Source organism: Companilactobacillus sp. HBUAS59699, from assembly GCF_036913575.1.
Classification (GTDB): domain Bacteria; phylum Bacillota; class Bacilli; order Lactobacillales; family Lactobacillaceae; genus Companilactobacillus.
The window spans coordinates 411,560-428,409 of record NZ_JAYKTV010000001.1 but is presented as its reverse complement, the minus strand read 5'-3'; the positions used below and the strand labels follow the sequence as shown (position 1 = coordinate 428,409).

The window sequence follows — 16,850 nt, the reverse complement described above, 5'->3', positions numbered from 1 at the left end:
TAAATTCCTATAAGCCACGTTCTGTTCATGTACCGGCTAGGCACTCCGATACAATTAGTAATCATCTATCTACAATTACGCCTTCACAGTAGATTCATTTCTCGTTATGAAGCGCCCCTACCAAAGTTTGGGTTGCCCGCTCGCGGGGTTTACCTCGTTCCACTATTACGGTTTCCCGTAATACTACGTCTCTGTGGCACTTTCAAGCTAGTAACGCATGGTCGAAACTTTAGCGCGTTCGCTGCCGTTACCCGAAGGTACCTTGGCTTATTGGGCCAAGCACGGACACTACAAGCATCTCAGCTCGTGCGGGCGTGGACTTTCCTCAGCTTAGATAACTAAGCCGCGATTACTCAAAATTTACCGATGAACCTATTATACACTAAAATTGATTAAAATTACCATTATTATTAATATTTCCATTATTTCCGTTAAATCCGTTCATATTTTGGTTTTGACGGTTAGCTTGGAAATGGTTGGGATCATTGAATTGTTGCTGATTGTTCATTGGTTGTTGCATACGTGGATTAATTTCATTATGTCCACTTTCAACGTTACTTCCAGCCATATTATTTGGAACAGCAGCTGAAGCAAATTGTTTTACTTCATGATTGTTCTCATCAGGAAGACCATTAGAAAAGTCATGACCAAATACACGATTTTCCAAATTGGAAAGTCTTCTTAAAATATCGTAGTTAGTAGAAGATTCAGCAGTAGCGCTTGAAGTTGCTGGATTTTTCATTTGTGGTCTAGAAATACGATTTTTTTGCATTGATTGCTGTGCTTGCTTTGGTTGAGCTTGTGGTCCCTTAGCTCCAAGCTGTGCTTTTAAACTTTCATTTTCTGATTGGAGACGATTCAACTCATTTGAATAAGCTTCATAATCCTTAATGATTCCATCTAAGAATTGATCAACTTCAGTTGGATCGTAACCTCTCATTTTTGTTTTAAATTCTTTTTGCAAAATATCGTTTGGCTGGAAGTTTAAAACAAAATTACTGTCATTATTACCATTACCTTGTGGATTTGGATTAAATCCATTCATCTGATTCATGTTATTCATATTGAACACCCCAATTTGTGTTAATTAATTATACCAAAAGATGTGACTCTTAGGCTAGTTATCAAACATTATATTAGCAAAATCTTGCATAGTATCAAAGTCTACTAGTTCTAATTCATAATTATTACCAGCCGATCGATAGTTTTGGATCGCCTCATAGTCATATTTCGGCTTACCACCACTGTCCGGGTCGTAAAAAATCATTGCCCCATCGGTATGTTTTAGCATAAAATCTTGCCATGTTCGCAACTGTACACCTGAATGATAACCCATATTAGTTAATTTGTTAGTATAGTCGGCATTTCTTAAAAAAATATTTAGTAATTGCTGGTTATTCTCATTCCATTTGGACCCAAATTCCGCAAATGGCAACATTACTGCGTGTTTGATATCATATCCTTTATCCTTAACATCCTTAACTGACTTGCCAACGATTTGTTCCGTTCCCAATTGTGCGCCAGTGATGACCCATTCCATGCCATCTTCTGCATAATTGATCAGTCTTTCTGTAAAGAACTTTTGAATTACTTTGGCTTTGGGATCATCCGGCTTAAATAATCCTATTTCATAGGAGCGATAACCAGTCACCCACAAATTTTTAATCATTAAATAAATCTCCTTGAATAAGTTACTAATATATTGCTGTATAATGTTCTAAATTAAAGTAACCGGACGAAAAGCGCCACGCCTTTCTCCATACTTTAATCATGGTATAATGCTCGAGTAGGAGTTGATATTTTGAAATTTAATTACCCCGATGGCAGAACTTTTAATAATTCGTCATCCCCTGCTTCAAACAAGCTCTCTGTTAATACTTCCGCCAAAAAAAAATTAATATTTGGCGATCGTGGTATGACCTTAGAGGAAGAAATAAATGAAAGCAACAAGTACTATCGTAGTCATGACGTTGCCGTAATTTATAAAAAACCAACGCCTATACAAATCGTCAAGGTAGACTACCCTAAACGAAGCCGTGCTGTAATCAAAGAAGCTTATTTTAGACAAGCATCTACTACTGATTATAACGGTGTCTATAATGGATACTATGTTGACTTCGAGGCCAAGGAAACGAAGCATAAGAACACCTTCCCACTGAAGAACTTTCATCAACATCAAATCGATCATCTGAAAGCTTGTCAGAAACAAGGTGGAATATGTTTTGTGATCATCAAATATGTTGCTCTGAAACGGTATTTTATTATGCCGGCAGATAATTTATTTGAATATTGGGATGGACAAAAGCATGATGGTGCTAAGTCAATTCAGCTCCAACAAATAGTTGATTGCTCGATTGAAATAAATCCTAATTATAACCCTACTTTACCCTATATTAACGCTGTTCAACAGCTGATAGAAAGTGGGAGGGAGAAAAAATGAGTAAAAAGAAAAACAAGGCTTCTTCATCTACAATTGCTAAATCCATTTTTAAGTGGATCTTAGCGATTATCGGCGTACTAGCAGGTATCTTTATTGCTATCTTCATCTACTACGCTATAAGTGCTCCTGTTGTTAGCCAAGAAAACCTCCAAAGCGGTGGTTCTTCTACCATTGTCGACTCTAGTGGCAAGACGATTGCTTCTCTGGGTGCTAATAAAAGAAATTACGTAACAATCGATAAAGTGCCCCAAAGAGTTCAAGATGCAGTTATTTCGATTGAAGATAAGAATTTTTACAATGAACCATTGGGAATCGATCCTGTCCGAATCGTTAAATCTGCGATCACCAATGTTACAAAAGGAACTTTGCAAGGTGCTAGTACCCTCACGCAGCAATTAATAAAGCTGACGGTCTTCTCGACTGACGCTAAAGATCAAACCTTCAAACGTAAAATGCAAGAAGCTTACTTAGCAATGCGTGTCAGCCAAAAGTTCTCCAAGCAACAAATTCTTGAGTTCTATCTTAATAAGGAGTACTTCAATAATGGTATCGGTGGTATTAAAACCGCCTCTAAATATTATTATGGCAAGTCACTTGATCAACTAACAGTGGCACAGGCAGCAATGCTTGCCGGTATTCCTAATGCTCCAAGTAACTACGACCCATATCAACATCCTGAGGCCGCCAAGAATCGTCGTAATCTAGTTATTTATGCAATGTATGATAATAAAAAGATCACTAAGACCGAAGAAACCGAAGCACTCAATACTCCGATAACTGATGGCTTACAACCATACAAAAAAGTAAGTAATAGTAATGATACTAAACGTATAGTATCTGATCCTTACATTAAGGAAGCTATCTCCGAGGTTAAGAAAAAGGGATTTGATCCTTATCGTGACAACCTTAAGATCACTGTAAATATGGATTATGCCGCTCAAAAGAAATTGTACAGCATCGTTAATTCAGGAACCGTAACATTCCAAGATTCCAAAGAACAAGTTGGTGCAACTATCGTAAATCCTAACAACGGTAAAGTCATCGCAATGATCGGCGGTAGAAACCTCTCCAATATTCAATTCGGACTCAACCGTGCTGTTCAAACTTCACGTAGTGACGGTTCAACGATCAAGCCTATCCTTGACTACGGTCCAGCAATTGAATATTTGAACTGGTCAACTTACCATCAAGTTGAAGATACTGCCTATACATACGCTGGTACTGACATTGAATTGAAAGACTGGGATGAACAATACGAAGGACAAATGAGTATTCGTAAAGCTCTAGTAAATTCTAGAAATATTCCAGCTATCCGTACCCTTTCTGATGTTGGATTAACCAAGGCTAAAGGATTCGCTAATAAGCTTGGCATGAATATCTCTGAAAGCAACACCAAAGCACCATTAAGTACTGGTATTGGTGCCGAAGCCTCCAGTTTACAAGGGGCTGCCGCTTATGCCGCATTTTCTAACGGTGGTACTTATTACAAGCCAACTTATGTTTCTAAGATTGAAACAGCTGATGGAATCACACACAGATACAGCTCCAAAGGCAAACGTGTCATGAAGTCGTCAACTGCCTACATGATCACTGATATGCTTAAGGGTGTTCCTGAAGAATATGCCGAATATGCTGACATATCAGGATTACATCACGCTGGTAAGACTGGTACAACTAATTACGCTGACAGTGCCATAGCTTCTAATTCAGCACTTAGTGGTACTGCCAAAGATGCTTGGTACAACGGATACACTAAGAACTATTCGATGAGTGTTTGGACTGGTTATGACTCCCCTAATTCTGAAGGTGTATCAATGACCTATCAAAGTGTTCCAGGTAAAGTATACAAAGCTATGCTGGAATACCTCCAAGATAGATCAGATGCTACTAATCCAAATTGGAAGAAGCCAAGTTCCGTTGTTAGATTAAATATTCTTAACAACGGTTCAACCACACCAGTTGTAGCATCATCTTCAAGCAACTCAACTAGTGAATTATTCGTCAAGGGTTACGCTCCAAACAATCCTTATAAGGGTACCGAGAGTTATTCATCATCATCAAATAGTACTTCAGAATCAAGCTCAAACGACGCAACTATCAACAGACCATCAAGCAGCAATTCTGAATCATCTGATGAAGAAAATGACACTAACGAGAGCGATTCAACAACTACTGGTACAGGTACTAACAACAACGACAGCAATGGCTCCACAACCAATAATAACCAAGGTGGAACCACTTCTAACAACAATAACAATAGTAATGGCAGCACTGGTAACAATAATAGTAACGGCGGCGGTACTAACACTGGCGACACTGGTGGAGGGACGACCGACAATAGTAATAATAATTCAAATGGCGGTACAACTGGCGGAGATAACAGTAGCCAAGGTGGAACTACACAAGGCGGTTCATCTACCACCCAAAGTGGAAGTACCTCATCTGATTAGATACAAAAATAACCTTCAAAATTAAAATTTTGAAGGTTATTTTTTATATTCCAGATTCATTTTCTTCATTCAACTTATCGCAGTCAATAATCAATTGGCAAACTTCTTTATCTGGCGCCAATTTCATTGAATACTTTCGCCCGTATTCGATCATCGTGTGATGTGCTTGATGCAATTCTTCAGGTTTCATGACACTGACGATTTTATTTTCAACTTGCAGTGGTGATGCTTTTTGATCGACAAAATGCAACCTCTTCGAAATAGCTGAAACATGTGTATCAACTGCAAAAATTGGTTCATTAAAGACGTCACTCAAAACAACATTGGCGGTTTTACGACCAGCTCCTGGCAATGCCATAATGCCCTTTCGGTCGGTTGGAACTACATCATTTAATTCTTCATGAACGATTCTTGCAGTCTTAATGATATTCCGTGCTTTGTTATGGAATAGTCCCACGCTCTTAATGATGCGTTCAACATCTTCAACGTCCGCATTCATCAAATCCTTAGGCTCTGGATAGAGTTTGAACAATGTTGGTGTAACTTTATTAACCGACACGTCAGTAGCTTGTGCGCTCAAAATAACCGATACAAGATACTGAAATGGTGTCCTTGAATCTAATGACGGACCAACCGGTCCAATGTCTTCTTCCATTTGGTGGATTGCCCAAACAATTTGTTCGTCTTTTAACATTAATATCCCAACTTCTTTCGTCTTTCTTGGAGTTGCTCTGCAGTTTTAATATTACTCTTTTCCCAACTAATTAAAATACGATCCATATATTTCATCGAATAAGCTTGATTCAAAACTGCTTCCTTCAATGCCAAATCGATCAATTCAATTGAATAGTGATCATCATCGATCCATTGATGCACTTGGTCTTGTTCGATTGGTGATATGGGACGACCGAATTCCACTTCTATCTTTTTGAATAGTTCTTCGGTTTCTGACATCAATTTGTCTTTTTGATTATCATCAGCTCGTTGTTGTAGCAATACTTCTAAGCGATGAAAGATCGGCGTTAGAGAATAAATATCACGTTGCTGATGATGGTCGATCACCGTCTTCAATTCAATGATTCCCAATTTTATTAGACCTTGAATAATTGTATATATCGTTGACTCATCCATACCAGTATCAGCTGCCATATTGGCTGCCATTGGAAATTGAATTCCCTTTTGAGCATATAATGACAATTCCAAATAGACTACTAAATCTTTTTCTGTCATTCCCAATTTACTGTAATTTTGAATCACCAAATTACTGATACTCGTATTTCCACTTGTCAGAAATTTCTCAAAAGTGTTTTCGTTCATTCATTTCACTTCTTTCTGTAGCAATCAAAAATTACTCTCTCATTACCATTATGTACAAAAAGAACGCCATTTACCAAGTAAATAACGTTCTGATTATGATTTTAAATTATGATCACAAATTATTTATGATCTGGACACTCTTGCCCGTACGAAAATCAACTAAGTTATAGCCAATAGTACCTTTTTTGTTCTTAAAGGCTACTTCCCAGGTAGGTTTATTCTTATACATACCAAGGTTGATGTGCAAAATCTTAGTGACACTGTATCTGTCAGCCACTCCTTGAATGACGTCTTTACGAACAGGCGCATTGTTTAAATTAATAGTTTCGGTTTTACCACTTTTTGCATTAATAATAACGTAGCGATATTTATCATTCTTCGTCAATCCACCGACAGAATAATATTGCTTCTCACGCGTGAAATTGCCAAAATAATCTGGATTCGTAATTCCAGCTTTTTGTTCCGCAATAGTATCGGCTTGTGACTTAGCACTCGAGTTCGGTGCCGCAGAAAGATTAATATATGTTAATGCTGAAACAATGACTAGCGCTATTAGTGATATTGCCAGTAAAATTTTTGTGCTTCTATTCATAATTCTTCCTTTACTTAGTCAACTGAAATAGTACAGCAATAATAGTATATCAAGTTTTCATTTAATTCAAAAATTCATTTATATCTTTTTTAATCAAATCCATATTTTCATCAACAATCTGTAATCCCTTGGGCAATGAGTTGAGTATCTGCTTGCCATAATTTTTGGTTAAAATACGATTATCCAGCAACAAAATGACACCCTTGTCTTCAGGACTTCTGACTAGTCTTCCAAGTCCTTGACGCAATTGTAAAATTGCTTTCGGCAACGCATCTGCCTTAAAGATATTCAATCCACGTTCTCGTAGGATGTCTTGACGGATCTTAACATCAGGTTGTTCAGGGGATTCAAACGGAATTCTCGTAACGATCAATATTTCTAACATCTTCTTAGGAAAATCGACACCCTCCCAAAAAGAGTTTGCGCCTAATAAGACGGACCGCTTGCCTATCGCAAAGCGTTTTTTGATCTTCTCATTAGTTCCAGTTACACCTTGAGCTAAAATCTCCCATTTTTCTTTAACATCAGTTCTCATCAATCGATCGTAGACATTACTCAACGTATTCAATGAATTGAACAGAATCATTGTTTGATGATCCAAATTATCCAAGATATCAACTATGTAACTCGTAACCATGTCGAAGTATTCATCTTCATCAAGTGAAAATATATCAGGAACATCTGACGGCAAGAATATCTTACTATTTTTTGCCATGTTATTAGCGTCAGGCAGGATCTTCATCTGATTGATCTGCTCTTCATCAAGTTGTAGGTCCATTATGAAGTGTGAGAAATCCTTTTGAATCGTAATTGCCGCACCAATAGCCACAATTTGGCTAAACCTATCCGTAACTTCATCAATAAGATCCTTAATATCAAACTGTCGCCAGCTGATCTTTAACGTATTAGGCTCGTAGTAGTCACGCATTTCTAGTTCAACGCCGAATTCTTGCTTCTGTCCTTGAAGTGACTGCAACAATTCGTCAACATTGCTCAATACACCGCGTAACTTACTATTCTCAATTATCAAGTTTGAGATTATCTTTGATAATTCAACGGAAATAAAATTCTTCTGAAAATTATATTGATCGAATAAAGTATCGATACGATTAACGATCAATGACAACTCAACAATTAGATCAGACAGTAACTCTGTCAATTCTGGATTGCCTTTACCGAATTTCTGTTCACTATCAATAATAGAAACAAACTGCTCTCGATTCTTGAATGACACATTGTCTTGAACGTAATTTCCAAAGATATTAAATTCCAATCTTTCGATCAATTCACTAATAGCTTGAAAGTGGCTCTCCATATCCTGCAAATCTTGATAATTCCACAATTGTGTTGTTACTTCCGTAAAGGCATAGCGCAAAGTTACACGATTTTGATAAAGAATGTCACTAACTTTTTTCACGTATTCATTTAACTTCAAAAAGTCGACACTTGGAGAAGCTACATCCCTCAAGCTGCCAGCAAAATGATTGGCTTCGTCAACAACTAAGTATGAGTTATTGCCCCAAATCGTGCTTTCGATATTTCTAGCCAAATAAGACTGATTAGTCACTAAAATCAATGATTCTTGATAACGATTTTGTTGGTACATCCAGAAGTCATCTTGACTGAACAAAGTATTCTCTTTTTGTTCACCACGATGTCTGATGATCGTAAACAAGGGACTGTTGTAATTAGTCAAATGCAGTTCACTTAGATCTCCAGTTGTCGTCATCGTTAACCAAACGAGGATCTTCATCTTCAGAATTGCCGTGTGACTGTGCATGCGGTAATTATCGAGGGCTTCATAAAATCGATCAAGATCAATGAAATTATAACTGCTCTTTACTACTTCAGCGTGGTAATTATTACCTGTGACTTGATTCAACAACGGGATGGACTGGTCAATGATCTGCTGCTGCAAAACCTTAGTCGTTGTAGCAATAACCAATTTTTGATTACTGTTGACTACATACGACAATGGTAATAAGTAGCCCAATGTCTTACCAGAACCCGTTGGAGCTTCGATCAAGTTCCATTTCTTATGCTTATTGCGATGTTGACTCGTTTGATAAATATCGTCCATCAACTTAGCTTGATTCTTACGATAGTCCAAAATACCTTCCAGCTTATTCTGCTTCTCTAACTTGGTATCTGGATATTTTGAACTTCGATCGATCTTTTCACTGACGTGTAGATCTTTTTTTCGTAAAATCAAACCATTTCGTTCATACAAATAATCAGGCAGAATATTTTGCTTACCTTCCACCTCTTGCATTACTTGCTTAAAGACTAAATTGGTATCACGAATCGTATCCTTACCAAAGTCCGCCAGTAACTTCAAAGTTTGAATCGGTAATTCTTGAAGTCGCTTGATTATTATTAGAAATAATTTGGCAGTAACCAGTGCATCACTATCAGCGCTGTGCGGATTATCGTGTTCAATACTCAAATAACCTGTCAAATCTTGCAGCTTGTAGCTGCTTACTGTTGGAAAAAGTATTTGTGACAGTTCGACAGTATCAATTGCTTTAACATTCAATTCATTCATACCAATTCGATTAAATTCTCGATTCAAAAAGGTAAAGTCAAAATTAACGTTGTGAGCAATAAAAATTTTATTTTTTAATAGTTTAAAAATCTTTGGTGCCATTTCTTCAAAAGTGGGTGAATCTCGGACATCTTCGTCGCTTAATCCCGTTAAGGCTGTGATTCGACTAGGAATCGGTACCTGCGGATTGATCTTTTGATTATAGATCTTTACGATCTCACCATCTTCTATGAGTGCGCAGCCAAATTGAATAATACGCCCGTTGTCATGCCAATTAGCATTCGTTGTCTCTAGGTCAACAACAGCGTAGGAATTTTTCAATATAGTTCACCACTAATCTAGTTATTATTTTTTAATTAAATTTACTGCTCGATTGATCTTCAAGAAGTAAAGATATTTTTCTTTGACTGGTTTGTGACGGATAACTGAAATTGCTTGTGCATAGAGATTCAATTGTCCGGAATACTTCTCGATCGTCTGATCAAGATTTTGATCATTCACATTATCAGTCTTGTAATCAAAGAGAACTATACCGTCCTCCAGTTCAATCACTCCATCAATAATACCATGAACCAAAATCTTATCATCACTAGAATCACTTTTTCCTGTGTTTTTAAACAATTTCTTTGCTGGCATAAGAACTGAAAATGGAAATTCACGCGAAACGGTAGCTTGATGTTCGACAATTGATCGTCCTAGCTCACTTTGATATAAGTTAGCTAAACTTTGCAGATCGATTTTTTTAGCAACATTTTCTTCGATCGTGCCGTCAGTAACTGAATCTTCCAGTAATTTTTCGAAGACTTCAAGTGTCGGTGTCTGCTCGATATTTACTTTTTGCAATAGTAAATGCGTTGCACTACCCACTTCAGCTGAAGAAACCGATTTTGTTTCTGCCAAGAATTTGGGCTTAGCGAAGCTATCTTGAAGATACTTACCATTGTCGGACAATAAGTCTGTCGCCATTTGGTCGTCATCAGGATCAGCGAACAAGCCCTTGATCTCAGAAACAGATTGATAGGCCGTTGTATTGACGGCTTCTTGATGTTGATACTTGAAGTTCAAAATATTATCGACTGTATCGCGGAATAATTTGGAAGGTTGTTCTGTGGCAATCTGAATCACCTTATTACTTGTTGGAACCTTCTTCTCATCGTTCTCTTCAATAATTTGTAATTCAACATTTGAATTATTATTTTCAAAATGATTCTCACCCTTGGCTAAGTCTCGATCTTTATCAGACAACGTACTCATACCGATCAAGTTTTGATAAGTTCCGGCATTCAAACGAGATGCTTCATCGATAACACCACTGTCCTGGACAACTGTGCTGTCCCATTTAGTGAACATTTTATCAGTATCCTTTTCAAAACCGATCATAATCAATTTTTGCTTAGCACGCGTCAAAGCTACATACAGCAGACGCATTTCTTCTGATACTGTGGCGATTTTTTTCTTAGTAGAAATCAATGAACGCTGAATGGTTGGCACGGCTATTCGACTATCATAATCCAACAATGTGATACCGATGCCTAGGTCAACATCATACAAAGTGCCACCAACGTAATCTTGCTTATTAAAACCGTGGCTCAAGTCTAAGAAAATGACAATTGGAAATTCTAGTCCCTTTGATGCGTGAACGGTCATGACTTTGACCGTATCGTCAACAACCTCGATACTATTTGGTTGTGACAGATCCTTATCCATCTTCTCCATTCGCTGAATGAAATCAATAAACTCATGCAGACCTTTAAAATTAGTCTCTTCATAACTATTAGCACGTTGGTAAAGTGCATGTAAATTAGCTGCCCGTTGCTTACCACCAGGCATCCCTGAAACATATTCTAAAATCCCAGTTTCTTGATAAATCTTCCAAATCAAACGAGCAATACTATTTTTATTAGCAAAGTCGCGATAAGTTTCTAGTTGAACGAAAAATGCCTTGATTCGATCGACTAGTTTAAGATCACTGTTATCAGCTTCAACGTACAGTTTCATCGCCGTGTAATAATCATCGCCCTTATCAGCTAAGCGAATCTGAGCTAACTCTTCTTCATTCAAACCAACAATCGGCGATCTCAATACAGCAACCAACGGAATATCCTGTCGCGGATTATCGACGATTTGTAACATCGACATCATGATCTGCAATTCAGTCGTTTGGAAATAATTCTGAGCATCCGTAACCATCAAAGGTATTTCTGCTTTGGCAAAATACGAGATCAAGTCAGTATTATTGCCCTTAGTTCTCGACAAAATTGCAATATCCGAATACTTCAAGTCTCGAAACTCTTGGTGTTTATTATCATAAACTTGAAAATTTGAATCCATCAATTTCTTAATTCGTTTAGCCGCAAACTCAATTTGTGACTGGCGCTTAGTCACCTGATTGACATTTTCGTCCTTAGTCAGAATATACAATTCACTACGAGTGTCGGCTTCATCAGGGAAATTAGTTCCCTTGATCAATTGAGAATTCTTATCGTAATCAATATCACCGATAGAACGGTCAAAGATTCTCTTGAAAATATCATTAACGAACGTATCAACTGAACCAGATGAACGAAAGTTCATAGACAGATTGATCAATTCATTAGGATTATCATCTTTTTGAAATTGATCATACTTCTGGGCAAAGATATACGGTGCAGCCTGTCTAAATCCATAAATCGACTGCTTGATATCACCCACCATAAAAATATGATTATCATCATTCGACAACAATTGGATAATGTTTTCCTGCATGGCATTAACGTCTTGATATTCATCGATCATGATCTCATGGAAACGATTTTGATAATAATCAAGTGCTACTTTTTTGTCATCAACGCTGGACGATAAGATCTGTACAGCTTGATGCTCCAAGTCATTGAAGTCTAAGGAATGATTAGCCAGTTTTATTTTTAAGAATTCTTTCATAAAGCGGTGTTCCACTTCGACCAATTTATCGATGATGGCTGCTGAATCATTCATTGTTTGAATCGTATCAGCTTCATTTTGGATGAAGTATTCATTAGTCAAACCATCTTTGAGATTCTTATTAATATCATCTTTGACACCTCTGACAAAATCAAATACCGTCAGATCCATGCCTTCTTTTTGTTTTTTAGAAACTCGTGGCACTGAAGTGAATTTTACTTTGGTAAAGTTCTCCTTAAGCTGATCGAATGATTCTGACATGGCGTCTTTTTTGATCTGTTCGATCTGATCGATCATTTCTTTAAATGATTTGATATAAAGTGATCCCAATTCATCATCTAATGCACTTTTGATTGCTCCTTGAGCCATTGATATAACTTGATCCAAAGATTCAAAAAACTGTGGTATAAATTTCTTTTGATAGAAATCCGTCTGATTAAAGGGACTGGAAAGTTTATACATTGAACTCAAATTATCCAACCACTCGTCAGTTTTAGCATTGGTAATTGCAAAATCATAAAGCTTGAAGACGATATCTACTAAACCATCATCGCTGCGATCATCAGAAAAGTTCTCAGTTAATTTAAGAAAGTCCTCATCATTTTTTTCGTAGTACTTGTTTCTAACATTATCAAAGGCTTGTTCTTGCAACATTGACTTCTCAGTATCATCACTGATCAAGCGGAAGTTGGGATCAAGATCTATCACGTAATAAAATTTTTGAATCACACTCAGACAAAATGCATGTAGTGTACTGATATTAGAAATTGGAATTTTAAAGATCTGCTTTTGCAGATGTTCTTTAACATCCTTATTTAATTCATTGTTAGTTAAAAGTTCTTTTATACGTGCAACTAAGCGATCTTTCATTTCCATAGCTGCAGCGTCTGTAAAAGTTGCTACTAACAAATTATCGACATTTTCACCATTTTTTAGCATCTCAATAATACGTTCGATCAAGATGGTCGTTTTACCAGAACCTGCCGCGGCAGAAACCAAAATATCATGTCCATGGTGAAAAATCGCTTTGTTTTGATCATCAGTCCATTTAGGCATCTTCTTCACCATCCTCTAAGATATTTTCGATTCGTTTCAAAACATCGATCTTCTTGTATTTAATAATTTCGTGATAGTCATTTTCAGGCAACATTGCATCAAATTCAAAAATCGGTCGGTAGTCACTGTATGTCAAACCGGTCTTCAATTGATAATCACGGTAAGGATTCAAGTTCAACTTACCAGAATAGATTTTCTCGCCAGCTTTAGTAATCAAATGACGATTGTAATTTAGAATTTTGAAAAAGTCAGATTGACTGACTACACTGTCAGGTTCACCAACGAATCCATCATCTTTTTTGTATTTAACTGGTACGATCGGTGACTTGCCGCTCATCAACTTAGTATCGATATTTTCAAGTAGCTTATCGTCATCAAGAACCAGTCCTTTCAGCTTGAACTCGTTCAATAAGTTGGTATCAGTGATTGCCTTGCGTGTTAGTTTTAATTTTGGATTCAATATGTGTGAATAAAATGCTCCCGCAATTTTGGCTTCACTAGCAGTTGTGTCTGACTTCAATAAATCCAGGTTTTGACTAAGACTTTCCAGATAAGTTGGCATCTGCATCGTTAGACCTTCAAGAAAATTAGAAAAATCAAAATTACGTTCGCTGGATTTGTAATCGATAATTGCTAAATAATCAGTTCCATCTACTAACATTTCATCGATTCGATCGATCTTACCACGAACATTTATCCAGTGCTTATCCAAAACTTTAAATGACAAGCCCGGTAGATTTTGTTGATTATTGATTCGACCGAAAGTGACCTCAGATGCTCTAGGAATGAACTTATTCCGTGATAGCTGACGTTTGATTGCTAACGCAAGTTGCTTCAAAGTCCGTTCGATTTGACTGGCAATGAACTCCATTCGTGCCGATGCTAAGAATATTTTATTTTCTGGATAACTAACTTTTTCCTTAAAAATATCACTGACAAGTTTTGACAACTGATCATCCGTTAGATCCTGAATCTTAACTTTTTCTTGAGTGGTATATTTAACTAGCCCATCCAATACCGCATGGAACAATGAACCAGTCTGTGCCGGTGTAACTTCAAATAATTGTCTTGGCTTGAGACGTAGACCATATTTCAAGAAATACTGATATTCGTTCTCATAAAAAGTCTCAAGTCTTGAAATTGAAATATTCATATTATTGCCGTATAGCTGTTCGACCGTATCAGGATCAAGATTGTGGGGAATATTTTTGTAATCCAAAGAACTCAATACAAATTTAGTTTGTTTAGGGTCATCATTCATCAAACTATTACGAACATAATTCCATTGACTAGACAGACCGATTTTGTTATCCAACGCTGAACGTGAGACACGGATCAAATAGTTCAAACTTGAAGTCTTCGAACCAATGTATTTGATGATCTGATTCTCTTCATCATCCTTAGAATCTGGATTCAAAAGAACGTTTTGTTCTGGCAATTCAAAGTGATTCATAATTCTGACAACATAACTCGATAATTCTTGTTGTTTATTGTCGTCAGTAAAATTAGGATACGTGAAGATCAAACGTTCCTTAGGAGTCGTAAATACCACATCGTGCAAGAATGGTTCGGAATCATTAACTATCTCATCCGAATCCTTCAAATATTTGCCTTCAGTTAGAGATCCTGAAATAGCCTGACGCTCTTCATCTGAAATAATATTGTTAGATACTGATGTGCCAGGCATGTTGTTAACGGTTGAACCAATAATAATAGTAATGCGACGATCATTTGGTTGGATCATTCCGATTTCTGAAATACTTACCGCATCCAGTGTCGATGGCACTTGAGAATACATGGCTGATTCGAATCCAGCATCTAGTATTTCGATGAAGTCCGCACTATTAAATTGAGCATCTTTAAACACTTCAACGTATTCATCTAGTATCTCATTGAATTTATTAACAACTTGTTGCGGCTGATCAGCTTGTGACAAGTTGTTTTGTTCCGTCGCTTGTTTTTGCCAATCTATCAAGCGATCGAATACCCCATGATTATCTAAAAAGTTATAAATAAACGTAACGGCTTCTAGATTTGTGTGTTCTGCTTTGAGAAAATCGTTCAATTCATTATATAAATCTGCAGCATAATTTTTAACAACATTCATCAAACGATAATCACGGATTCTTTCGGCATCGACTTCATTATCCAGCTCAGCTTCGGGAACGAAGTCCTTACCTAACCAACCTCTGCGGGTAATACCATTTGCTAAAGCATAATTTTCTGCTAAGTCGACCGCTTCACGGAATACTGAAATATCGTTTTTCTCAAATACTTCAGGTATCAATAATTCTGTTCTAAACAAAGCTACGACATCACTACTTTGCATACCACGATTGATCCATGCAAATAATAGATCGAGCATTTTTTTGAAGGGATGATCGGTCATTTTGTTTTGAAGATCAATAAAGTAAGGAACTTCGTTATTTTCCATGAATGATTCAATGAACGAGCTGTATTGTCCCAGGTCTCGACTTAATATCAAGAAATCTTTGTATCGATATCCTTGGTTAGCAACTAATTGTCGAATATACGTACTAATTGCCGAAACCTCAGTTTGTTTATCAGTACATTTCCAAATTTGAACTGAGTTTTTGTCATTCAACGTACTTTTTTGAATTTTCTCGCTATATTTACTCGATTGAATCCAATAATTTTCTAGTTTTGCGATATCATCGGAAACTCGCAATTGTTCCGCAAAAAAATTGTGAAATGGAATCTGCCCCTGTTTAGCGATTTGATAAAGCTGATGGTAAGTATTAGCAGGACGATAATAAAAATTGTCGACCTCATCCATTTTTAGAGCTGGTGCTTCTAAGGCAAAGGAAATCGTCACATTTTGGCAATTCAGAATCATTGATTTGACCAAATTCAATTCAGCAGCTGTAAATGATGAGAATCCTGAAATATAAAAATAATAATTCTTGGTATGTAACTCTTGATCGAAGAATTTACTTAAAGCATCCAATTGAAAAGTATTAGTTGCTAAACCTTGGATCTGATCAAAATAATCTTGATAAATAATATCCAATTCCTGAATCTTATCAGTAAATATTTCCGGATTATTTTGACTTAAAACCGTCTCTAAATCGTCTGGTTCTACTTGTCCATTCAGCAATTCCGTGAATTGGGTCGATAGCTGATCAATGAATCCTGGCTTCCCTACCATGCCGGAAAATATTTTTAATTCGGCTTTATGTTGTAAAATAATATTACGTAATAACATTGCTGATTTAGTTTCAGTTAAGGAATCAGTGTTATAAATACTTTGTCCACGCAAAAAATACCAGGCTAAACGTGAGAACGAAAAGCTTTGAACGTTGCTTGTAGCAATCAGTTCATCGTCATTCGTATCATCATTACCTAGTGCTTTCAAAGTATTGATTTCAGATTCAAACTTAATATGATTTGGAACTAGAAAAAAGAATTGTCCGTTAGGATTTTTTTGATAATCTTTTTTGAATAATTCCATCATTTTCTTTTGATGGTCTAGTTGGTTTTTACCAAGTACAAAATTTAATGTCATAATTA

9 protein-coding genes, 1 other RNA gene and 1 pseudogene are annotated in these 16,850 nt (G+C 36.7%); 2 read left to right on the top strand and 9 right to left on the bottom strand.

Annotated features, from left to right (window positions below; translation table 11 throughout):
• Window positions 1–5 precede the first annotated feature (5 nt).
• The 3 genes and pseudogenes from rnpB to U8519_RS02180 form a co-directional block, all read right to left on the bottom strand.
• Window positions 6–361, bottom strand: an RNA gene (rnpB, locus tag U8519_RS02190) — RNase P RNA component class B.
• Between the two features lie 285 nt (window positions 362–646).
• Window positions 647–1,045: pseudogene (gpsB, locus tag U8519_RS02185) on the bottom strand (cell division regulator GpsB); the annotation flags it as partial.
• 72 nt (window positions 1,046–1,117) lie between these two features.
• Complete coding sequence (locus tag U8519_RS02180) at window positions 1,118–1,669, bottom strand: SLOG family protein (RefSeq protein ID WP_334328689.1); 552 nt, start codon at window positions 1,667–1,669, stop codon at window positions 1,118–1,120.
• A gap of 132 nt (window positions 1,670–1,801) precedes the next feature.
• On the opposite strand from U8519_RS02180, the gene recU reads away from it, so the two are divergent.
• Window positions 1,802–2,440 carry a Holliday junction resolvase RecU gene (gene recU, locus U8519_RS02175; protein ID WP_334328688.1) on the top strand — a complete coding sequence of 213 codons (639 nt, stop codon included), beginning with the start codon at window positions 1,802–1,804 and terminating at the stop codon, window positions 2,438–2,440.
• Entirely contained in the window at window positions 2,437–4,890 is a 2,454-nt protein-coding gene (locus tag U8519_RS02170) for a transglycosylase domain-containing protein (RefSeq protein ID WP_334328687.1), read from the top strand. The genes recU and U8519_RS02170 overlap by 4 nt, the downstream gene beginning before the upstream one ends.
• A 43-nt stretch (window positions 4,891–4,933) precedes the next feature.
• Here the strand turns inward: U8519_RS02170 and U8519_RS02165 are convergent, their stop codons facing one another.
• The 6 genes from U8519_RS02165 to U8519_RS02140 form a co-directional block, all read right to left on the bottom strand.
• The gene (locus U8519_RS02165) at window positions 4,934–5,584 is read right to left on the bottom strand and encodes an endonuclease III domain-containing protein (RefSeq protein WP_334328686.1); all 651 of its coding nucleotides are present in this window, start codon (window positions 5,582–5,584) and stop codon (window positions 4,934–4,936) included.
• Window positions 5,584–6,207 (bottom strand): DnaD domain protein, encoded by a 624-nt coding sequence (locus tag U8519_RS02160; RefSeq protein ID WP_334328685.1) that lies wholly within the window; start codon window positions 6,205–6,207, stop codon window positions 5,584–5,586. The genes U8519_RS02165 and U8519_RS02160 overlap by 1 nt, the downstream gene beginning before the upstream one ends.
• A 112-nt stretch (window positions 6,208–6,319) precedes the next feature.
• Window positions 6,320–6,799, bottom strand: coding sequence for a cell wall elongation regulator TseB-like domain-containing protein (locus U8519_RS02155; RefSeq protein ID WP_334328684.1), 480 nt, complete (start codon window positions 6,797–6,799; stop codon window positions 6,320–6,322).
• 61 nt (window positions 6,800–6,860) lie between these two features.
• Window positions 6,861–9,665 (bottom strand): helicase C-terminal domain-containing protein, encoded by a 2,805-nt coding sequence (locus tag U8519_RS02150; RefSeq protein ID WP_334328683.1) that lies wholly within the window; start codon window positions 9,663–9,665, stop codon window positions 6,861–6,863.
• Window positions 9,666–9,689: 24 nt separating this feature from the next.
• A complete protein-coding gene (addA, locus tag U8519_RS02145; RefSeq protein WP_334328682.1) occupies window positions 9,690–13,319 on the bottom strand; it encodes a helicase-exonuclease AddAB subunit AddA in 3,630 nt (1,209 codons plus the stop codon).
• Window positions 13,312–16,845 carry a PD-(D/E)XK nuclease family protein gene (locus U8519_RS02140; protein WP_334328681.1) on the bottom strand — a complete coding sequence of 1,178 codons (3,534 nt, stop codon included), beginning with the start codon at window positions 16,843–16,845 and terminating at the stop codon, window positions 13,312–13,314. Before U8519_RS02140 ends, addA begins: the two co-directional genes overlap by 8 nt.
• Between the last annotated feature and the right edge of the window lie 5 nt (window positions 16,846–16,850).